Below are 19,394 nucleotides of genomic sequence, written 5' to 3'. Positions count from 1 at the left end.
TACGCGAAGTGCTTAACCGGCCGCATCGGGCTGACCGTTTTCAGTCTGACCAACCCGTCCGACTCGTGCCAGGAGGCGCGCCAGGACATGCTCCGGGACAAGACCGGACACGTCGCCCCCGTGCGCGGCGACTTCCTTGATCAAACTACTCGAAACGTGCTCGAACCTGGGCTCACCGGGCAGAAAGACCGTCTCGACCTCGCTGAGGTGCCGGTTCATCAGGGCCATCGGCAGTTCGTAGGCGAAGTCGGTGCCGCCCCGCAGGCCCTTGACGATCGCCCCGGCGCCGACCTGGCGGCAGAAGTCGACCAGCAGACCACCCTCGACCGTGGCCACCGTCACGTTGGTGATCCCGTCCAGGCTCTGCCGGATCAGCTCGACCCGCTCGGCCACGGTGAACATGGACCGCTTGGCCGGGTTGCCCGCCACCGCCACGATCACCTCGTCGAAGAGGACCCCGGCCCGGCGGATGACGTCGAGGTGCCCGTTGGTCACCGGGTCGAAACTGCCGGGGCACACGCAGCGGCGAGTCAGACGAGTCACAGGAGTGACGGTAGCCGGTCGGCCCGCCGCTCAACTGCGGCCCATCTCACGCCGCCACCCGGTTCACGCCGCCACCCATCTCACGCCGCCACCCGGTTCACGCCGCCACCCGGTTCACGCCAGCGTCGGACCCACTTCACCGGCCTCCCGTCACGCCCGCACGTCAGGCCCCCGCATCACCCGGCCGGATTCACTCGACCACCGGGCCGCCTCCACCGCCCAACTCACGCCGCTGCCGGCTCCCGCCGCCGGACTCACCTCACCGCACTCACCCCCCGGCCTCCTGTCACGCCCGCACGTCAGGCCCCCACATCACCCGGCCGGATTCACCCGGCCGGATTCACCAGGCCGGATTCACTCGGCCACCGGGCCCCCTCCACCACCAGACTCATGCCCCGGCCCGGTCTCCGGATCCCACACCGCCTGCCACACCGCGGTCTCGCCGTAGCGTCGCAGCGCCTCGCGGAACATGCCCTTGGGCCACTCCGGCTCGGGCGAGCGGCCGCTGCGCTCCAGCACCACCGTGGCTTCCTGAGCCAGCCACCCCCGCTCGGCCAGCGAGGTGAGCATCGCCCCGAGTCCGGCCTCGTCCATGGGGTAGGGCGGATCGGCGAGAACCAGGTCGACCGGCGTCACCGACCGGCTCTCGAGGAACTTCTGCACGGGCGAGAGCACCACCGAGGCCTGCGTGAACTTGAGCGTGGCCACGTTCGTGCGGGCCGCCTCGACCGCCGGGCGGCCCGCGTCGACCAGCACCGCCGAGGCCGCACCCCGGCTCATCGCCTCCAGCCCCAGCGCCCCCGACCCGCAGAACAGGTCGAGCACCCGGGCGCCCTCGATCAGACCGCGGGCCTCCAGTGCCCCGAACAGCGCCTCGCGCACCCGGTCGCTGGTGGGGCGGGTGGCGTCGCCCTTGGGCGCGAGCAGGCGCCGGCCGCCGGCCGAGCCGGAGATGATGCGGGTCATGCGTCTTCCTGAGGTTGTAAGGACTGGACGGACGCAGGGCGGGTCCCGCTCACGCGGCGCCTCACCCCTTGTCCAGGAAGGCGGCCCGGTCGGAACCGACCCACGGACGCAACGCCTCGATCAACTCGGGATACCCGCGCAGCCGCACGTCCTCGTCCAGAAGCAGGGTCGCCTCTTCCCGGGCCACCGCGATCACCTTCTCGTCGCGCAGCACCCGCAGGAGTTTCAGCGAGCTGCCGACCCCGGACTGCCGGGAGCCGAGCACGTCGCCCTCCCGCCGGGTCTCCAGGTCGATGCGGGCCAGCTCGAAGCCGTCCCGCGTGCTCGCCACCGCCTGCAGCCGCTCGCGTGAGACCCCCGCCCCGGCGTCGGTGAGCAGCAGGCAGATGCCCGGTGCCCGGCCCCGGCCGACCCGGCCGCGCAGCTGGTGCAGCTGCGAGACGCCGAAGCGGTCGGCGTCGGTGATCACCATTGCGGTGGCGTTCGGCACGTCCACCCCGACCTCGATCACCGTGGTGGCCACCAGCACGTGGATCTCGTTGGCGGCGAAGCGGCGCATCACCTCTTCCCGCTCGTCGGCGGGCATGCGGCCGTGCAGCATCTCGATCACCAGGCCGTCGAGCTCGGGCTGCACCCGCAGCGCGGCCAGCACGTCGAGCACGGCGGCGGCCGGGCGCCGCTCCTCGCCCAGCTTCAGGTCGAACGTGGCCGCCTCGGCGTCGGAGACGACGTGCAGCCCCTCCTCGGCGACGAACTCCTCCTCCACCTCGTCGGAGCCGATCCGCGCACAGACCACGTAGGCCTGGTGCCCGGCCCGGCACTCCTCGGCGACCCGCTGCCAGGTCCGGGTGAGCCAGCGCTCGTCGCGGGCCGGCACCACGTGGGTGACGATCTCGCTGCGCCCGGCCGGGAGCTGGTCGAGCACCGAGGTCTCCAGGTCGCCGAACACCGTCATGGCCACCGTGCGCGGGATCGGCGTGGCCGTCATCACCAGCAGGTGCGGGGTGTTCTCGCCCTTGCGCCGCAACGCGTCCCGCTGCTCCACCCCGAACCGGTGCTGCTCGTCGACCACCACCAGGCCCAGGTCGGAGAACTGCACCGTCTCCTGGATCAGGGCGTGCGTGCCGACCACGATGCCGGCCTCGCCGGAGGCCGCCTCGAGCAGCGCCTTCCGCCGGGCCGCGGTGTTCATCGAGCCGGTGAGCAGGGTGACCCGGGTGCCGCGCTCGTGCCCGCCGAGCAGACCGCCCCCGGCCAGGTCGCCGAGCATCGCGGTCATCGAGCGGTGGTGCTGCATGGCCAGCACCTCGGTGGGGGCCAGCAGCGCGGCCTGACCGCCGGAGTCGACCACCCGGGCCATCGCCCGCAGCGCCACCAGCGTCTTGCCCGAGCCCACCTCACCCTGCAGCAGCCGGTGCATCGGGTACTCCTGGCCCAGGTCGGCGGCGATCTCCTCGCCCACCTTCTTCTGGCCCTCGGTGAGCTCGAACGGCAGCCGCTCGTCGAGCGCGTCGAGGAAGCCGCCGGACACGTAGGGCCGCGGGGTGGCCTGCTGGCGCCGGTCCACCGCCTTCCGCCAGACCAGCAGCGACTGCAGGATGAAGGCCTCCTCGAACTTCAGCCGCCGCTGGGCCGCGGCCAGCTGGGCCCGGTCGCCCGGACGGTGGATCTGGCGCAGCGCGGAGGTCAGGTCGATCAGGCCCAGCTTCATCCGGACCTTGGCCGGGACCGGATCGGGCAGGTGCGCCGGCAGGGTGTCGAGGATCGGCCGCAGCGAGTCACGGATCTTGTTCGAGGGGAACCGGCCGGTGGCCGGGTAGATCGGCAGCGGCATCTCCAGCCGCTCCTGCAGCTTCGCCTCGTCGTTGCCGGTCTCCTCGTCGAGCAGCTCGTACATCGGCTGGGCGAGCTGCTTGCCGTCCCGGTACCGCGAGACCTTGCCGCTGAACAGGGCCCGCCGGCCGACCTTCAGCTCTTTCTGCGGCTTGTGCACGTTGTTGAAGAAGGTCAGGTCGAGCATGCCGTGGCCGTCGGTCACCACCACGTTCATGATCTTGCCGCGCCGGGTCTTCATCTCCCGCACGTCGACCTTCTTGACCTCGGCGACCAGGCTGACCGGCTCGTCCTCGGGCAGCGAGTCGATCGGGGTGAGCTCGCCCAGTTCCATGTAGCGCCGCGGGTAGTGGCGCAGCAGGTCGCCCACCGTCTCCAGACCCAGCTCGCGGGCCAGCGCGTTGGCGGTACGCGCGCCCAGCACCTTGACCAGAGGTTCTCTGAGTCGTTCCGGCATCGATTCGGTCGGCCCGGCCGTCGCCATCGCGTGCTCACCCCTGTCCGCGTGTGTCTACTCCACCCCGATCAGCAGCGGGTACCGGGGCTGACCGCCGTCGACGACGTTCACCTCCAGGCCCCGGCCGAGACCACGGGCGTGCGCCGCAACCGTGCGCGCAAGGGCATCATGCCCGCCGGCACCGACAACGATGGTGACCAGCTCCCCGCCCGAGGCCAGCAGCCGGTCCAGCACCTCGACCGCGACGGCGGCCAGGTCCTGGCCGATCACCACGAAGTCGCCGTCGAGCACGCCCAGCGCGTCCCCGATCCTGCACTCCCCCGCGCTGGTGAGTCCATTCCGCCCGGCCACCGTCACCGCGCCGTCGCGGGCGGCGCCGGCCGCGGCCGACATCGACACCACGTCGTCGTCGAAGCGCCGCTCCCGATCGTGCACGGCGGCCGCGGCGAGCCCCTGCACCTGGGCCCGGGTGGGGATCACGGTGACCCGTACCCCCTCGGCCCGGGCCGAGGCCGCGGCGATCCGGGCGACGCTGAGGGTGTCGGCGTCGTTGGGCAGGACCGCCACGTCGGTGGCCCGGGTGCGGTGGATGGCAGCGAGGATGGCGGCGGTGGAAGGACGGCGCCCGGGACCGCCGGCCACGACGGTGGCCCCGGTGCTCTCGAACAACTCGGCCAGGCCGGGTCCGGCCGCGCAGGCGACCAGACCGGTGGAGCGGGTGCGGTGCGGCGGCCGGGCCGCGCCCGCGGTGGCCTGGGCGGCGGCCAGATGGGCGATCCGGATCTGCCGGGGGCGGCCGGCGGCGATTGCGGACTCGACCGCGGCCCCGGCGTCGGCCACGTGCACGTGGACCTGCCACAGGTCGGGGCCGCCGACGATGACCAGCGAGTCGCCCAGCCGGTCCAGGCGCTCGCGCAGCTCGTCCACCCGCGCGTCGCCGTCCTGCGGGTCGGTGTCCAGCAGGAACATCAGCTCGTAGAGGTCTGCGGCCGGGCTCTCGGGCTTGAGGACCGGGGGTACCTCCCGGCCCCCCAGGGGCTCGGGGACGGCGCGCCTCTCGGTCGCGATCGGCGGCCCGGGCAGAGGGCCGGGCAGCGCAACGGTGAGCGCGTCGAGCGGCTGTGACAGCGCTTCGGCCGCGGCTCCTTCGCCGGCCACCGACTGACGGTGGGCGGTTCGCCCGACCCTGGCACCGGCGTCTTTAGGTTCGGAGACCGCAGCCCAGCCCTCGCGCCCGCTTCCCCGGCCGCGCGTGTGCCGCCGTCCTGCTCCGGCGCCGGCAGGCACCGCCGGGACCGTGTGCGCTGGCTGGGCAATTGGCATTGGCTGCATCTGGTGAGTTGTTAGCACCGGATGGCCCGGCTGCACCGAGTGCGCCGACTGAACCTGCTCCCCGGCCGGAACTGGATGCCCCGCCCGCGCGGCATGCCCTGCCTGACCTGAGTGCCCAGCCCGAGCCGACGTGGCCGGCCCACCCCAGGACTGACCGGCCAGCACCGGCACCCCCACCGCCGGAGTGAGCGGAGCGACCGCCGTGACCCCGTGACAGGAGGCGAAGTCGAGCGCCGGCAGGTTGGCCGGACGACGGCGGCGCCGGTTCGGCCGATGGTGGGTGTGATCGGCGAGCACGACCTCGGCCAGCGCATCGAGCAGCACGACCAGCCCGCGCCCGCCCGCATCGACCACTCCGGCGGCAGCCAGCTCGGGCAGCTGAACGGGGGTGTAGGCCAACGCCAGCTGCGCCGCCTCGGCCGCCGCACTGACCACGGCCTCCAGGTCGGCCCCGAACTCGGACCCGGCAGCCGCCTGGGCGGCCTGGGCCGCCGCCCGGCTGACCGACAGGATGGTGCCCTCGACCGGATGGTGCACGGCCTTCCAGGCCTGCTCGTCGGCCCGGCGGAAGCACTCGACCGCGGTCTGGGCCGTGAGTTCGGTGTTCTCGGCGAGCACCTGCGCCCACCCCCGCAGCAGCTGCGCCCCGATGACGCCGGAGTTGCCCCGGGCACCCAGCAGGGCTCCGCGGGCGAAGGCGTCGGCCACCGCCGCGACCGGCGCGTCGGCCGGGAGGGTCTGCGCCGAGGCCACCGCCGCCTCGAGGGTCAGGTACAGGTTGGTGCCGGTGTCGCCGTCCGGCACCGGGAAGACGTTGAGGGCGTCGATCTCCTCGCGGGCATCGGCGAGCGCCGCCAGCGCGGCCATCGCCCAACGCCGCGCCGCCGGTGGGTCGAGAACGCTCAGCACCGCATTCCTCCCTCACCCGTGGGACCGGCAGGTCAGCCATCCTCCGCGGACAGTATCCGCCGCCCAGCCACACCTGCCATTCATGTGGCGTTCACCCACTCTCGACACAGTCTGCCCGGCTTCGTCACCCCCGGGACGCCGGCCGGCCCCGGCTCGGTAGGCTCCGGTTTGGGCTGGGGCTTCTCGTTCGGCTACTCTGCTCATCGAGCGTGGTAGGTCATCGCTGCCTGCGGCTGCCCCCGGCATAACCCGGGCCAGCAGATCCGACCGCCCGCAACCAAGCATCAGTTCGATATCTCAGGAGATCAACGTGGCCGCCAACTGCGACGTTTGCCAGAAGGGGCCGGGCTTCGGCTTCAGCGTCTCGCACTCGCACCGCCGTACGAAGCGTCGCTGGAACCCGAACATCCAGCGCGTCCGTACCACCATCGGCGGTACGCCGCAGCGCATCAACGTCTGCACCTCCTGCCTGAAGGCGGGCAAGGTCAGCCGCTGACCCGCCACTGAACGTCACGACCGCCGGGAGCCTTCGGGCCTCCCGGCGGTCGTCGTTTTGCCCGGCCCGAAGGATGCCGGTCGCGCCCAGGGGGCTCAGAGAACCCAATGGAGCCAAGGACCTCACCATGCGTCCAGCTCAGATCACCCTGAGCACCCGTGGGGAGGAGAGGGGTTTCTCGAGAGAACACTTGGACGTCCAAGTGTTCTCTCGAGAAACTCCCTCCATCCCCTGCGATCACCCTCAGCTACAGACACTCACCGCGCGAAGGGCTCGTTCCCGTGGCCAACGCTGGTCGATGGCGGCCGAGGACGTGCTGGTGGGTGGCGACCGGTGGGGTGGCGGTCCGGGGCGTGGCGGCCAGTTGTGGCCCAGGGGCAGGGCGACCGGAGTGGCCCCGGGCATGGCGGCCGGTTGCTGCCTAAGGCACGCGGCCGGTCGCGACCTAGGGCATGGCGGTTCGGGTAGTGCCGGGGCACGACCGTGTATCCCAGGCCGGTTAGCCCAGCCTCCACCCCTTAGGCCCAGTGCCGCCAGCCGCCTTCGCCGGTGAATGGCTCACCGCCCAGCCAGACGCCCGCCTCTGATGCAGCCCTTACCTCGCCGATCACGCTGAACTGGGCCGGGATCCGAGCGTCCGGGGGGAAGCAGGCCAGGAGGGCGTGGTCCTCTCCCCCGGTGAGTACCCATTCCTGGGCGTCCGCCGGCGTCAGTCCCAGCTCCGAGGCGGCGTGCAGGAGGTCGGCCGAGGGCAGCAGGGCGGAAGGCGACAGGTCGAGCACCACCTGCGAGGAGGTGGCGATGCGGAGGGCGTCGCGGACCAGGCCGTCGCTGGTGTCGATCATGGCGCTGGCCCCCGCCAGCGCGGCCTCCACCCCGGCGGGGTAGGGCGGCACGGGGGCGCGGTGCTCGCTGAGCAGGGCGGCCAGGACCGGGTCAGCGGCGGTTCCCTGCCCGGCTCGCAGCAGGGCCCAGCCGGCGGCGGAACGCCCACTGCCACCGGTCACCGCGACCACGTCTCCCACCGAGGCTCCCGAGCGCAGAACCGCGCGGGGTGTGACCAAGGTGCCCAGCGCCGTCCCCACGATCACGATCTCTGAGCCGGCCGAGACGTCTCCCCCGGCGACCACCGCACCTGCCCGGGAGCACTCGGCGGCCAGTCCGTCGGCCAGCTCGTTGGCCCACGCGGCGGGAACATCTGCGGGAGTGGTCAGGCTCACCAGCAGGGTGTGAGGCCTGCCACCCATGGCCGCCACGTCCGCGAAGTTCTGCGCCGCGATCTTGATACCGATGTCACGGGCTGTCGACCAGTCGCGCCGGAAGTCCTGGCCCTCGACGATCGTGTCGGTGCACGCGATCAGCGGCCCCGGAAAGCGTCCGGACAGGTCCAGAACGGCTGCGTCGTCACCCGGGCCGACCGTCAGCCAGGGCGCCGACGGGTAGCGGCCGATCACCCCGGCAACGAGGGGATCCTCACCCAGCGTGCCGACCGTCGGGTCGGAATCGACCGGTTGCTCCCCGGACGTGCCCAATTTCATCACCAATCTTCAGCCACGATCCGGCCAACCCACTGCTGCGTCCGCGGACCGACACGGTAGCGTGACCGCCCAATGTCTGGGTCGGCCCGCACCGTGGAGCCTCTGGAGACCCTCAGGCAGTTCGGACAGGAGAAACACGTGGTGGTGCAGGCTTACATCTTGATCCAGACCGAGGTCGGACGGTCGACGTCGATCGTCACCGAGATCGCCCAGATCCCGGGTGTGACCTTGGCCGAGGACGTCACCGGTCCCTACGACATCATCGCCCGGATCGAGGCCCCCTCCGTCGACGAGCTGGGCCAGGGCGTGATCGCCAAGATCCAGGACGTGAAGGGCATCACCCGCACGCTCACCTGCACCGTCGTGAAGTTGTGAGCTGATGCGCCAGCTCCTCGGTGACAGTGGGCTGCTCAGGGTCCGGCCTCGGTGCCGGGCCCTGATCGCTGTCCCGGTGGCACTGGGTGCGCTGGCCGGCTGCGGCTCCGGTTCGGCCGGCGAGGACGCCTCGCCCCAGGCTGCCGCCGTGACCCAGGGCCCGGACGCGAGCAGCCCCGAGTGCACCGACCTGATCGGCCGGCTGCCCGGGACGGTGCTCTCCAAGAACCGCGTCACCGGTGCCGGACACCCCTCCAACGTCGCCGCCTGGGGCGCGGAGGACGACCCGATCCTGCTCAACTGCGGAGTGGCCCCGACCGGGCCCACCACGGACGAGTGCATCGAGGTCAACGACGTCTCCTGGGTCTTCCGGGAGAACGCCGAGGGCTACACCTTCCTCACCTACGGCCGCGATCCGGCCGTGACGGTGACCGTTCCCGTCTCGGTGGACCGCACCCAGGCCCCCAGCGCCCTGGTCGAGCTGAACGATGCGGTGGCCCCCCTGGAACAGACCGAGCGCCGCTGCTACGACCTGGCCGACACAGTCCCCAGCGCCTCACCCAGCTGAACAAACTGCACAGCGGCCGGTGCTCCCCGCAGGGAGCACCGACCGCTGTGCGCTGTCCGGCGGAGAACGCTCAGCGCAGCCCGGTGGGCCGCCCCAGCGCCGTCTGGATCAGCCGGTCGATCAGCTCGGGGTAGGCCAGCCCGGTGGCCGCCCACATCCGCGGGTACATCGAGGAGCTGGTGAAGCCCGGCATGGTGTTGATCTCGTTGACCACCACGCTGCCGTCGGCCTGGACGAAGAAGTCCACCCGGGCCAGGCCCTCGCAGTTCATCGCCTCGAAGGTGCGCACCGACAGCTCCCGCACCCGGGCGATCACCTCGTCCGGCAGGTCGGCCGGGCAGGACAGCTTGGTGGCGTCGTCGAGGTACTTGGCCTCGAAGTCGTAGAACGTGTGCTCGCCGACGAACTCGATCTCGCCGGGCAGGCTGGTGGCGCAGCTGCCGTCGGCCGCCTGCAGCACCGCGCACTCGATCTCCCGGCCGACCACCGCGGCCTCGATCACCAGCTTGCGGTCGTGCCGCAGCGCCTCGGCGATCGCGGCGTCGAGCTCGTCCGGGCCGTCGACCTTGGTGATGCCGACGCTCGAGCCGGCCCGGGCCGGCTTCACGAACACCGGCCAGCCGAGCTCCTCGACGTCGTCGCGCACGGCCTCGGGGTCCCGCTGCCACTGCCCCGGGCGCACCACCAGGTACTCGCCCACCGGAAGGCCGGCGCCCTTCAGCATGACCTTCATCACCGCCTTGTCCATGCTGGCCGCCGAGGCCAGCACGCCGGCCCCCACGTAGCGGACGTCGGTGAGCTCCAGCAGCCCCTGGAGCGTGCCGTCCTCGCCGAACGGGCCGTGCAGCAGCGGGAACACGACGTCGACCTGGCCGAGCTCGCGGGGCACCTGCCCGGGCTCGAGCACCTGCAGGGCGTGGTCACCGGTCTGCACCGGGGCGATCACGCCCGGGCCGTCGCCGTCCTTGACCTCGGGCAGCACCCCGGCCGAGATCGCCCAGCGCTCCGGGTCGTCCGCGGCGAGAACCCAGCGGCCGGTGCGGGTCACGCCGATCGGGATCACGTCGTACGCGTCGCGGTCGATCGCGCGCAGCACCGAGGAGGCGGTGGCGCAGCTGACCGCGTGCTCGCTCGAGCGCCCGCCGAAGAGCACCGCGACCCGCTTGCGGCGGGTGGACGGCGCACTGGCATCCGTGGCAGCCACGGGCTGGATAGCTTCCATGACCGGGGAGAGTACCGCTCCCGCAGCCCGGCTCCGTCCTGGTGAACCCCTGCATCCCCCGCCCCACCGGGCGCCCTACTCTGTGCGCATGAACGACGACACTTCCCGGGACGGACTGGCTCCCGCCACCGTGGCGGTCACCGCGGGGCGCCCGCCCGCGAGCCCGAACCAGCCGATGAACGTCCCCGTGGTGTTCACCTCCACCTACACCGCCTCCGACTTCGCCCCGCAGAGCGGCGATCTGGGCTACGGCCGCTGGGGGAACCCCTCGTGGACGGCCCTGGAGGACGCGGTCGGGGCGCTCGAGGGCGGTCCCGCCCTGTCGTTCGCCTCGGGCATGGCGGTGGTCTCGGCCGTGCTGAATCTGGTGCCGCTGGGCGGAACCGTGGTGATCCCGGACATCCCCTACTCCGGAACCTCGCAGCTGGCCCGGGAACTCGCCGAGGCCGGGCGGCTGTCGGTGCGGGCCGTGCCGATCGCCGACACCGATGTCGTGGTGGCCGCCCTGGACGGCCTGGGCGCCGGTGACCTGGTGGTGCTGGAGAGCCCGACGAATCCGATGATGGACGTGGCCGACCTGGCCACGGTGATCGCCGCGGCCCGCGGGCGAGGGGTGCTCACCGCGGTCGACAACACCTTCGCCACGCCGCTTCTGCAGCAGCCCCTGTCACTGGGTGCCGATCTGGTGGTGCACTCGGCCACGAAGTACCTGAGCGGGCACTCGGACGTGCTGCTCGGTCTGGTGGTTGCGCAGAGCGACGATCCGCAGGGCCTTTTGGCGCGCCTGCACGGTCACCGCACGATCAACGGGGCGATCCCCGGCCCGATGGAGGCCTGGCTGGCCCTGCGCGGTCTGCGCACGCTCGCCCTGCGGATCGAGCGGTCCAGCGCGAGCGCGGCCGAGCTGGCCCGTCGGCTGGGCGATCACCCCGCGGTCACCCGGGTGCGCTACCCCGGGCTGCCCTCGCACCCGCAGTTCGAGCTGGCCCAGCGCCAGATGCGGGGTTTCGGCGGGATGCTGTCGTTCGAGCTGGCGGGCGACGCCACCGCCGCCGAGAAGGTGTGTGCCGCCACCCGGTTGTGGGTGCACACCACCAGCCTCGGCGGGGTGGAGTCGAGCCTGGAGCGCCGGCGCCGGCACGGCGGTGAGTCGGTCCTGGTGCCGGAGAGCCTGATCCGGCTCTCCACCGGGATCGAGGACGTCGAGGACCTGTGGGCCGACCTGGTGCAGGCCCTGGAATCGGCGAGCTGACAAACGTCCTCAAGTACTTACAGGCACAAATTAAGGACGGCGGTGACCGCCACAGCGGTCACCGCCCCTCAGTGCCAGGAGACTCAGGCGAACTCGGACTTGCGACGGCGTGAGAGCAGGCTCTGAGCCAGTTCCGACAACGGCACCTCACCCTTCACCACGCCGGTCACCGCTTCGGCGATCGGCATGTCCACGCCGTGCGCCCGGGCCAGGCCGAGGATCGCCCCGGCACTCTTGACCCCCTCGGCGGTGCGGTCGGTGATCGCGACCACCTCGTCCACGCTCATCCCCTGCCCCAGGTGCACCCCGAAGGAACGGTTGCGGGACAACGGCGATGCGCAGGTGGCCACCAGGTCACCCATCCCGGCGAGCCCGGCGAAGGTGGCCGGCTCGGCCCCGAGAGCCACCCCCAGCCGGGTGATCTCGGCCAGGCCCCGGGTGATGATCGAGGCCTTCGAGTTGTCGCCCAGGCCCATCCCCTCGACCATGCCCACCGCCAGGGCGATCACGTTCTTCACCGCACCGGACAGTTCCACGCCGATCACGTCGTGGTTGGTGTAGGGCCGGAAGTACGGCGCCGAGCAGGCCGCCGCAACCATTTCCGCGGTGTCGTGGTCGGTGCAGGCCACGACGGTGGCGGTGGGCTGGCGGGCGGCGATCTCGGAGGCCAGGTTGGGCCCGGAGACCACGGTGTTGCGCTCCGGCCCGATCTCGAGGACCTCGCCGATCACCTCGCTCATCCGCCGCAGGGTGCCGTTCTCAACGCCTTTCATCAGGCTCACGGTGACCGCCGAGGGGCCGATCAGCGGCTTCCAGGCGGCCAGGTTCCCGCGCAGGGTCTGGGCCGGCACGGCCAGGACCACGATGTCGGCGCCGTCCAGGGCGACCGCCGGATCGGGGTCGGCGCCGATCGTCTCCGGCAGGTCGAGGCCCGGCAGGTAGTCGGGGTTGCGGTGTTGCCCGGCGATCTGGGCGCAGACCTCCGGCCGCCGGCCCCACATCGTCACCTTGGCGCCCGAATCCGCGAGCACCATGGCGAACGTCGTTCCCCAGGATCCGGTGCCCATCACCGCGACGCGACTCATCGACCTGACCTCTTCCACTTCGACTCTGACGGGTTCGGGTTCCCGATACGGGGTTTCCCGGTGGTGCGGGGATCGTGCCGCTCGGCCGGGGCCTGCTCGCCGCGGATCTCCTCGAGCAGGCCGGTGAGCACGTCCATCACGTAGTCGGTGGCCTCGACCAGCAGCGGCACGGTGATCGGGCGGTCGCGGTAGGCACTCAGGTCGACCGGTGGGCCGGCGACGACCGAACTGGTGTGACGGGGAAAGAGATGCAGCCGCTTGGAGTAGGGCGGCAGGATCTCCTGGGCGCCCCACTGGGCGATCGGCACCAGCGGCGCCCCGGTCTCCAGGGCCACCCGGACCGCCCCGGTCTTGCCGCGCATGGGCCACTGACCCGGGTCCCGGGTCAGTGTGCCCTCGGGGAAGATCGCCACCAGTTCCCCGGCCCGGACGGCCGCGACGGCCGCCGAGTAGGCTGCGCCGGCGTCGCGGGTCTCGCGGTGGACCGGGATCTGCCCGGCCCCCCGCACGATCCGGCCCAGCAGCGGCAACCGGAACAGGCTCTCCTTGGCCAGGAAGCGGGGCAGGCGGCCGCCCTCGTAGACGAAGTGCGCGAACGTGAACGGGTCGAAGTAGGAGATGTGGTTGGACACCGTGACCACCCCACCGGTGGCCGGAAGATTCTGCGCGCCCCGCCAGTTCCTCCTGGTGCTGAGCACCAGCACCGGTTTCAGCACGATCACGGCCAGCCGGTACCACGGGCCCATCCTCCGCCTGCGCACCAGCGTTCCACCTTCCGAGTCCGGCCCGTCAGCCCGTCAGCCTCTGCCCGCCGTCCGATCACGACGCACCGCACCATCTTGCCGCCTGCGGGCCGGTGTTCCGTCCACCGCTCCCCAGATCCGTTCCACCGTCCTGTCCACCGCACTGTCGATCGGTCCCCGAACCCATGATTGATGAAGCCGCAGATCCCGGCACCCGCTGGCGGATGGTGCTGCCCCTCAAGGGCGGGCCGAACGCCAAGTCCCGGCTGGCCGCCCCGGCCGGTCTGGCCGTCGCGATCGCCCTCGACTGCCTGGACGCGGTGCTGGCCACGCCTGCGGTGGCCGAGGTGGTCGTGGTCACCCCCGACCCCCGGCTGGCCCAGGCCGCCGGCTCGGCCGGAGCGCTGGTGCGCGGTGAGTCCCGGCCCGGCTCAGGGCTGACCGGGGCGATCGAGGACGGGCTGCGCGGCCTTGAGGGCCCGTGTGCCGTGCTGCTGGGAGATCTGCCGGCGTTACGGGCGGCAGACCTGGATCTGGCCCTGCAGCACGCCGGAAAGGCCCTCACGACGCCGCGGCAGGGCCGTCCGACTGCACCGTCGATGGTCTTCGTGCCGGACGCGGACGGCGTGGGCACGGTGCTGCTGGCAGCCCTGGACCCGGCGCGGATGCAGCCCGCCTTCGGCCCCGAGTCGGCCAGCAGGCACGCCGAGTCGGGTGCTCTGAGGCTGGATCTGGACCTGCCCGCGCTGCGCCGGGACGTGGACACCCAGGCCGATCTCGAGGTCGCCCAGTCCTTCGGCCTGGGCCGGCGCACCCTGGCCTTCCTTGCCGGCCAGGCGCTTCCGGGGGCCTGAGACCGCACGTGTCCGGCCCCGGGTCCAGTGGGCGATTGTCCAGGTCCTGTGCTGCGGACAGGCCCTAGGCTGTCCGGGTGCAGGCCACCGTGTACCGCTTCGACGCCGAGACCGGTTCCGGCTCCGTGCTCACCGATTCCGGCGAGGTGCTGCCGTTCGGCCCGGGCGCGCTGGAGCACAGCGGGCTGCGGCACCTCCGCCCGGGCCAGCGTCTGACGGCCGAGCGCCAGGGAGCCGAAATAGTGCGGCTGACGTTGGGAACCATCGGGGCCGCCGGACGGCCTGCTCCCCCGGACTGACCACCCGCACAACTGGACGTACAACCGTGCGCGCCCACAAACGTCCGTAAGCAATTCCCGAGGCGAGCGACGCGCACTGGTGCCCCCAGTCCTCAAGCACTGACAAAAGAAAGTTCCCCGGAAACCCACCGGCTTCCGGGGAACTGTCGCAGTGGCTGCTCAGCGCTCGTAGTTGGCGCCGAGCATCTGCAGCTTCTGCTGGAAGTGCTCGTAACCACGGTCGATCAGACCGATCCCGCGCACCCGGGAGGTGCCCTCGGCGGCCAGGGCGGCGATCAGGTGGCTGAAACCGCCCCGCAGGTCGGGCACCGTGATGTCGGCGCCGTGCAGCTTGGCCGGGCCCGAGATGACCGCGGAGTGCTGGAAGTTACGCTGGCCGAACCGGCACGGCCGGCCGCCCAGGCACTCCCGGTAGAGCTGGATCTGGGCGCCCATCTCACGCAGCGCGTGGGTGAAGCCCAGCCGGTTCTCGTACACCGTCTCGTGCACGATGGACAGGCCACTGGCCTGGGTGAGCGCCACGACCAGCGGCTGCTGCCAGTCGGTGGCGAACCCCGGGTGCACGTCGGTCTCCAGCACCAGCGAGTTCAGCTCACCGCCCGGGTGGCTGAACCGGATGCCGTCGTCGCCGATGTCGAGGACCCCGCCAACCTTCCGGAAGACGTTGAGGAACGTCATCATCTCCTGCTGGCGGGCGCCCAGCACGGTGATGTCGCCCTTGGTCGCCAGCGCGGCGCTGGCCCAGCTGGCGGCCTCGATCCGGTCGGGCATCGCGCGGTGGGTGAAACCACCGAGCCGGTCGACGCCTTCGATCCGGATCGCCCGGTCGGTGTCGACACTGATGATGGCGCCCATCTTCTGCAGCACCGCGATCAGGTCCATGATCTCGGGCTCGATGGCCGCGTTGGTGAGCTCGGTGACGCCCTCGGCCAGCACGCTGGTCAGCAGCACCTGCTCGGTGGCGCCGACACTCGGGTACTGCAGGTTGAGTTTGGTGCCCTTGAGCCGCTGGGGCGCCCGGATGGCGATTCCGTTCGGCTCCTTCTCGACCACCGCACCGAATTGCCGGAGCACATCCATGTGGTAATTGATCGGACGGTCACCGATCCGGCACCCACCGAGATCGGGAATGAATGCCTCGCCCAGCCGGTGAAGCAGAGGGCCGCAGAAAAGAATGGGGATACGGCTGGAACCGGCATGGGCGTCGATGTCGGCGACGTGCGCCTGAATGACATTGCTCGGGTCCAGCCGGAGCTCGCCCTCGGGGCCGGGAATCTCCTCGACCTGAACGCCGTGGAGTTCGAGCAGACCGCTCACGACACCGACGTCGCGGATCTGCGGGACGTTACGCAGCACGCTCGGTTCGTCACCGAGGAGCGCGGCCACCATGGCCTTGGAAACCAGGTTCTTGGCACCCCGGACCTGGATGCTGCCGACCAGCGGGGTGCCGCCGTGCACGGTGAGTACGTCGTTCATGGAAGACATCGTGGCCCACGTCGGGCCAGGTACCAATTCCGGGCCGTACAAAAGCTCACCTGTCAGTTGTCGGCGCTGCTCACGGCTTCCTGAAGGGGCAGTGGCGCGGCAGTGCCGTCGGCCCCCAAAACAGCCCCGTGGCGGGCGTCCCGACCGATCGGGACGCCCGCCACGGGTGGAGGGGTGGTGGTGCTCAGGCGCTGGTGGTGCGACGACGCGTGGTGGTGCGCTTGGCGGCGGTCGGGGCCGGGGTGGCCTTGGTCGCCGTGCGGCTGGCCGTGGTCGCCGTCTTCTTGGCGGCCGTCTTGCGCGCGGTGGTGGTCTTCGCCGCGGTGGTCTTGGCGGCGGTGGTCTTCGCCGGGGTGGCAGCCGTCTTCGTGGCCGTGGTCTTGCGCGCGGCGGGAGCCTTGGTCGCGGTCTTCTTCGCGGCCGTGGTGGTCTTCGCCGGGGTGGCCTTGGTGGCGGTGGTGGTCTTCTTCGCCGCCGTGGTGCGGGTGGTGGCCGCCGTGGTCTTGGCCGGAGTGGCCTTGGTGGCGGTCTTCTTCGCGGCCGTGGTCTTGGCGGCGGTGGTCTTGGTGGCGGCAGCCTTGGTGGCGCGGCTCGGGGCAGCGGCCTTGGCGGCAGCGGCGACACCACGGGTGGTGGCGGCGCGGGTGGAACCGGCAACCGGCTTCGGCAGGGTGCGCGGCTCGGCCACGTAGGCCTTGAAGGACGTGCCGGCGCGGAAACGCGGGACGGACGTCTTCTTGATGCGGACCTTCTCGCCGGTGCGCGGGTTACGGCCGGTGCGCGCGTTGCGGACGGCCTTCTCGAAGGAACCGAAACCGCTGATGGTCACCTTCTCGCCGCGGACCACGGCGCGGGTGATCGTGTCGATCACGGCGTCCAGCGCGTCGGCCGCGGCCTGACGGCCACCCAGGCGCTCCTGGAGAATCTCGACGATATCTGCCTTGTTCACTTCATCCTCCGGTACATGGAAGCGAGACGGATGCCCGCTGTCGAAGATGAAGGTAAACGCAATCCGGCCTATAAATCCAATACAGAGTGAGGTTTTGTCGTTGTGTCTCAACGCAAAAGCGCCCTGTAAACGGCCCTCGGCGGCCCTTCCCGACCCCCTTCCGGGAGTCGGCAAGGACCGCCGAGTTTCTCGAGAATCATTACCGCACAATCAATTACGGCAATGAATGATGATTCCGGTTGCGGCCGAGGAGGTCCTCAGCGGGCCGGCAGGGTGCGCGGCAGGAAGTGTGGCCGATTCGACTCGAAAGCAGTCACGTCCTCGACGTGCCGGAGGGTCAGCCCGATGTCGTCCAGGCCCTCCAGAAGCCGCCAGCGGGTGTAGTCGTCGACCTCGAACGGCACCGTCAGGTCGCCGCAGACGGCGGTCCGGGCCTCCAGGTCGACCGTCACCTCAGTGCCCGGGCGGCTTTCCAGCGCCGCCCACAGCTTCTCGATCCCGGCCTGCTCGACGATCCCGGTGAGCAGGCCCGCCTTTCCGGAGTTCCCCCGGAAGATGTCGGCGAAGCGGGACGACAGGACGACCCGGAAGCCGTAGTCGTTGAGGGCCCAGACGGCGTGCTCACGGGAGGACCCGGTGCCGAAGTCGGGGCCCGCCACGAGCACCGAACCGGCCTTGTAGGCGTCCTGGTTCAGGACGAACTCCGGGTCCTGGCGCCAGGCGGAGAACAGACCGTCCTCGAACCCGCTGCGCGTCACCCGCTTGAGGTACACCGCCGGGATGATCTGGTCGGTGTCCACGTTCGAGCGGCGCAGCGGGACCCCGATACCGGTGTGGGTGCTGAACTTCTCCATGGTTTCGCTGTTCCTTAGCTGTGAGGTCTTGAGGGGTGGGCGTCAGCTGCCGAGGTTCACCGGGCGGCGGAAGCGCCCTCCTGGGAGGCGACCTCGAACCCGGGAGAGGTCAGGTCCGCCGGAGAAGACAACGTGCCCCGGACCGCGGTGGCGGCGGCCACCGCGGGCGAGACCAGGTGCGTACGGCCGCCCTTGCCCTGGCGGCCCTCGAAGTTACGGTTCGACGTCGAGGCGCTGCGCTCGCCCGGGGCCAGCTGGTCCGGGTTCATGCCCAGGCACATCGAGCAGCCCGCCTGCCGCCACTCGGCGCCGAACTCGGTGAACACCTTGTCCAGCCCCTCGGACTCGGCCTGCAGCCGGACCCGGGCCGAGCCGGGCACGACCAGAACCCGCACCGACTCCGCCTTCTGCCGGCCCTGGAGCACGGCCGCGGCGGTCCGCAGGTCCTCGATCCGGCCGTTGGTGCACGAGCCGATGAACACCGTGTCGACGGCGATCTCACGCAGCGGGGTGCCCGCGGTCAGGTCCATGTAGGCCAGGGCCCGCTCGGCGGCGCCGCGCTCGTCCGGGTCGGCGATCTGGGCCGGGTCCGGCACGTTCGCCGAGAGCGGAGAGCCCTGACCGGGATTCGTGCCCCAGGTGACGAAGGGCTCCAGGTCGGGTGCGGACAGGTACACCTCGGTGTCGAAGGTGGCGTCGTCGTCGGTGTGCAAGGTGCGCCAGTACTCGACCGCCGCGTCCCAGTCCTCGCCCTCGGGGGCGTGCCGGCGGCCCTTCACGTACTCGAAGGTGGTCTCGTCGGGGGCGATCATGCCCGCCCGGGCGCCCGCTTCGATGGACATGTTGCAGATCGTCATCCGGGCCTCCATGGACAGCGCCCGGATAGCCGAACCGCGGTACTCCAGGACGTAGCCCTGGCCACCGCCGGTGCCGATCTTCGCGATCACCGCGAGAATGATGTCCTTGGCACTGGTTCCGGCGGGCAGATCGCCGTCCACGTTGATCGCCATGGTCCTGAACGGCTTCAGCGGCAGGGTCTGGGTGGCCAGGACGTGCTCCACCTCGCTGGTGCCGATACCGAAAGCCAGGGCCCCGAAGGCGCCGTGGGTCGAGGTGTGCGAATCGCCGCAGACCACGGTCATACCCGGCTGGGTCAGCCCGAGCTGGGGCCCGACCACGTGCACGATGCCCTGGTCGATGTCACCCAGCGGGTGCAGCCGGACACCGAACTCGGCGCAGTTGCGGCGCAGCGTCTCGATCTGGGTGCGGCTGACCGGGTCGGCGATCGGCCGGTCGATGTTCAGGGTCGGGGTGTTGTGGTCCTCGGTGGCGATGGTGAGGTCGAGGCGGCGGACCCCGCGCCCGGCCATCCGCAGGCCGTCGAACGCCTGCGGGCTGGTGACCTCGTGGAGCAGGTGGAGGTCGATGTAGAGCAGGTCGGGCTCGCCGTTCTCGCCCGCGCGCACGACGTGCGCCTGCCAAACCTTCTCCGCCAGCGTGCGGCCCACGTTGATCAGCCTCCATCCGGGTTCGGTGCCCGTTGCGATTGCGGCGGGCACCTGAACAGTGCCCGCCGGTGCGATCCCGGTTCTCCCGGGCCCGGTGCTGGCCGGACTTGCGTCTCGCTTCGTGAG

The 19,394-nt window shown here is 71.3% G+C and carries 18 protein-coding genes; 6 read left to right on the top strand and 12 right to left on the bottom strand.

Features of this window, described 5'->3' with window-relative positions; genetic code table 11:
- Positions 1 to 12: 12 nt before the first annotated feature.
- The 4 genes from coaD to QSK18_RS15605 all read right to left on the bottom strand — a co-directional run bounded on the left by coaD (position 13) and on the right by QSK18_RS15605 (position 6,040).
- Positions 13 to 543, bottom strand: a complete 531-nt coding sequence (gene coaD / locus QSK18_RS15620) for a pantetheine-phosphate adenylyltransferase (RefSeq protein ID WP_232813587.1) — start codon at positions 541 to 543, stop codon at positions 13 to 15.
- A gap of 354 nt (positions 544 to 897) precedes the next feature.
- Positions 898 to 1,509, bottom strand: coding sequence for a 16S rRNA (guanine(966)-N(2))-methyltransferase RsmD (gene rsmD, locus QSK18_RS15615; protein ID WP_285619856.1), 612 nt, complete (start codon positions 1,507 to 1,509; stop codon positions 898 to 900).
- 61 nt (positions 1,510 to 1,570) lie between these two features.
- The gene (gene recG, locus QSK18_RS15610) at positions 1,571 to 3,826 is read right to left on the bottom strand and encodes an ATP-dependent DNA helicase RecG (RefSeq protein WP_232813589.1); all 2,256 of its coding nucleotides are present in this window, start codon (positions 3,824 to 3,826) and stop codon (positions 1,571 to 1,573) included.
- Between the two features lie 27 nt (positions 3,827 to 3,853).
- Positions 3,854 to 6,040: a DAK2 domain-containing protein gene (locus tag QSK18_RS15605; RefSeq protein ID WP_285619853.1), complete on the bottom strand. Its 2,187-nt coding sequence runs from the start codon at positions 6,038 to 6,040 to the stop codon at positions 3,854 to 3,856.
- Between the two features lie 310 nt (positions 6,041 to 6,350).
- On the opposite strand from QSK18_RS15605, the gene rpmB reads away from it, so the two are divergent.
- Positions 6,351 to 6,536, top strand: coding sequence for a 50S ribosomal protein L28 (rpmB, locus tag QSK18_RS15600; RefSeq protein WP_231445270.1), 186 nt, complete (start codon positions 6,351 to 6,353; stop codon positions 6,534 to 6,536).
- Positions 6,537 to 7,054: 518 nt separating this feature from the next.
- On the opposite strand, the gene QSK18_RS15595 is transcribed toward rpmB, so the two are convergent.
- Positions 7,055 to 8,074: a thiamine-phosphate kinase gene (locus tag QSK18_RS15595; RefSeq protein WP_285619850.1), complete on the bottom strand. Its 1,020-nt coding sequence runs from the start codon at positions 8,072 to 8,074 to the stop codon at positions 7,055 to 7,057.
- Between the two features lie 141 nt (positions 8,075 to 8,215).
- Between QSK18_RS15595 and QSK18_RS15590 the strand changes: the two genes are divergently transcribed.
- On the top strand, positions 8,216 to 8,449 hold the full coding sequence (locus QSK18_RS15590; protein WP_232813600.1) for an Lrp/AsnC family transcriptional regulator: 234 nt from the start codon (positions 8,216 to 8,218) through the stop codon (positions 8,447 to 8,449).
- Positions 8,450 to 8,453: 4 nt separating this feature from the next.
- Positions 8,454 to 9,017 carry a DUF3515 domain-containing protein gene (locus tag QSK18_RS15585; RefSeq protein ID WP_232813592.1) on the top strand — a complete coding sequence of 188 codons (564 nt, stop codon included), beginning with the start codon at positions 8,454 to 8,456 and terminating at the stop codon, positions 9,015 to 9,017.
- A gap of 70 nt (positions 9,018 to 9,087) precedes the next feature.
- Here the strand turns inward: QSK18_RS15585 and QSK18_RS15580 are convergent, their stop codons facing one another.
- On the bottom strand, positions 9,088 to 10,239 hold the full coding sequence (locus QSK18_RS15580; RefSeq protein ID WP_285619845.1) for a D-alanine--D-alanine ligase family protein: 1,152 nt from the start codon (positions 10,237 to 10,239) through the stop codon (positions 9,088 to 9,090).
- An 88-nt stretch (positions 10,240 to 10,327) separates the two neighbouring features.
- On the opposite strand from QSK18_RS15580, the gene QSK18_RS15575 reads away from it, so the two are divergent.
- A complete protein-coding gene (locus QSK18_RS15575) occupies positions 10,328 to 11,491 on the top strand; it encodes a trans-sulfuration enzyme family protein (RefSeq protein WP_285619844.1) in 1,164 nt (387 codons plus the stop codon).
- Positions 11,492 to 11,574: 83 nt separating this feature from the next.
- Here QSK18_RS15575 and QSK18_RS15570 read toward each other — a convergent pair whose 3' ends face one another.
- Entirely contained in the window at positions 11,575 to 12,576 is a 1,002-nt protein-coding gene (locus QSK18_RS15570; RefSeq protein WP_285619840.1) for an NAD(P)H-dependent glycerol-3-phosphate dehydrogenase, read from the bottom strand.
- Positions 12,573 to 13,337, bottom strand: coding sequence for a lysophospholipid acyltransferase family protein (locus QSK18_RS15565; protein WP_285619838.1), 765 nt, complete (start codon positions 13,335 to 13,337; stop codon positions 12,573 to 12,575). The genes QSK18_RS15570 and QSK18_RS15565 overlap by 4 nt, the downstream gene beginning before the upstream one ends.
- Before the next feature lie 167 nt (positions 13,338 to 13,504).
- On the opposite strand from QSK18_RS15565, the gene cofC reads away from it, so the two are divergent.
- Together cofC and QSK18_RS15555 are read left to right on the top strand one after the other, a co-directional pair.
- The gene (gene cofC, locus QSK18_RS15560; protein WP_285619836.1) at positions 13,505 to 14,173 is read left to right on the top strand and encodes a 2-phospho-L-lactate guanylyltransferase; all 669 of its coding nucleotides are present in this window, start codon (positions 13,505 to 13,507) and stop codon (positions 14,171 to 14,173) included.
- 77 nt (positions 14,174 to 14,250) lie between these two features.
- On the top strand, positions 14,251 to 14,472 hold the full coding sequence (locus QSK18_RS15555; RefSeq protein WP_232813598.1) for a hypothetical protein: 222 nt from the start codon (positions 14,251 to 14,253) through the stop codon (positions 14,470 to 14,472).
- 159 nt (positions 14,473 to 14,631) lie between these two features.
- On the opposite strand, the gene murA is transcribed toward QSK18_RS15555, so the two are convergent.
- The 4 genes from murA to leuC all read right to left on the bottom strand — a co-directional run bounded on the left by murA (position 14,632) and on the right by leuC (position 19,268).
- Positions 14,632 to 15,948 carry a UDP-N-acetylglucosamine 1-carboxyvinyltransferase gene (murA, locus tag QSK18_RS15550; protein WP_232813599.1) on the bottom strand — a complete coding sequence of 439 codons (1,317 nt, stop codon included), beginning with the start codon at positions 15,946 to 15,948 and terminating at the stop codon, positions 14,632 to 14,634.
- Positions 15,949 to 16,141: 193 nt separating this feature from the next.
- Positions 16,142 to 16,906, bottom strand: a complete 765-nt coding sequence (locus QSK18_RS15545; RefSeq protein WP_232815354.1) for an HU family DNA-binding protein — start codon at positions 16,904 to 16,906, stop codon at positions 16,142 to 16,144.
- A 257-nt stretch (positions 16,907 to 17,163) separates the two neighbouring features.
- Entirely contained in the window at positions 17,164 to 17,760 is a 597-nt protein-coding gene (leuD, locus tag QSK18_RS15540) for a 3-isopropylmalate dehydratase small subunit (protein WP_232815355.1), read from the bottom strand.
- Between the two features lie 56 nt (positions 17,761 to 17,816).
- Positions 17,817 to 19,268, bottom strand: coding sequence for a 3-isopropylmalate dehydratase large subunit (gene leuC / locus QSK18_RS15535; RefSeq protein ID WP_285619827.1), 1,452 nt, complete (start codon positions 19,266 to 19,268; stop codon positions 17,817 to 17,819).
- Between the last annotated feature and the right edge of the window lie 126 nt (positions 19,269 to 19,394).

The organism is Kineosporia sp. NBRC 101677 (assembly GCF_030269265.1).
Taxonomy (GTDB): Bacteria; Actinomycetota; Actinomycetes; order Actinomycetales; family Kineosporiaceae; genus Kineosporia; species Kineosporia rhizophila.
This window is presented reverse-complemented; position numbering and strand designations above follow the sequence as displayed.

Excerpts from the sequence above, each read along its gene's own strand:
- rsmD (WP_285619856.1), bottom strand. The coding sequence starts at position 1,509 with ATGACCCGCATCATCTCCGGCTCGGCCGGCGGCCGGCGCCTGCTCGCG.
- recG (WP_232813589.1), bottom strand. The coding sequence starts at position 3,826 with ATGGCGACGGCCGGGCCGACCGAATCGATGCCGGAACGACTCAGAGAA.
- QSK18_RS15595 (WP_285619850.1), bottom strand. The coding sequence starts at position 8,074 with ATGAAATTGGGCACGTCCGGGGAGCAACCGGTCGATTCCGACCCGACG.
- QSK18_RS15585 (WP_232813592.1), top strand. The coding sequence starts at position 8,454 with ATGCGCCAGCTCCTCGGTGACAGTGGGCTGCTCAGGGTCCGGCCTCGG.
- QSK18_RS15580 (WP_285619845.1), bottom strand. The coding sequence starts at position 10,239 with ATGGAAGCTATCCAGCCCGTGGCTGCCACGGATGCCAGTGCGCCGTCC.
- QSK18_RS15575 (WP_285619844.1), top strand. The coding sequence starts at position 10,328 with ATGAACGACGACACTTCCCGGGACGGACTGGCTCCCGCCACCGTGGCG.
- QSK18_RS15570 (WP_285619840.1), bottom strand. The coding sequence starts at position 12,576 with ATGAGTCGCGTCGCGGTGATGGGCACCGGATCCTGGGGAACGACGTTC.
- cofC (WP_285619836.1), top strand. The coding sequence starts at position 13,505 with ATGATTGATGAAGCCGCAGATCCCGGCACCCGCTGGCGGATGGTGCTG.
- murA (WP_232813599.1), bottom strand. The coding sequence starts at position 15,948 with ATGAACGACGTACTCACCGTGCACGGCGGCACCCCGCTGGTCGGCAGC.
- leuD (WP_232815355.1), bottom strand. The coding sequence starts at position 17,760 with ATGGAGAAGTTCAGCACCCACACCGGTATCGGGGTCCCGCTGCGCCGC.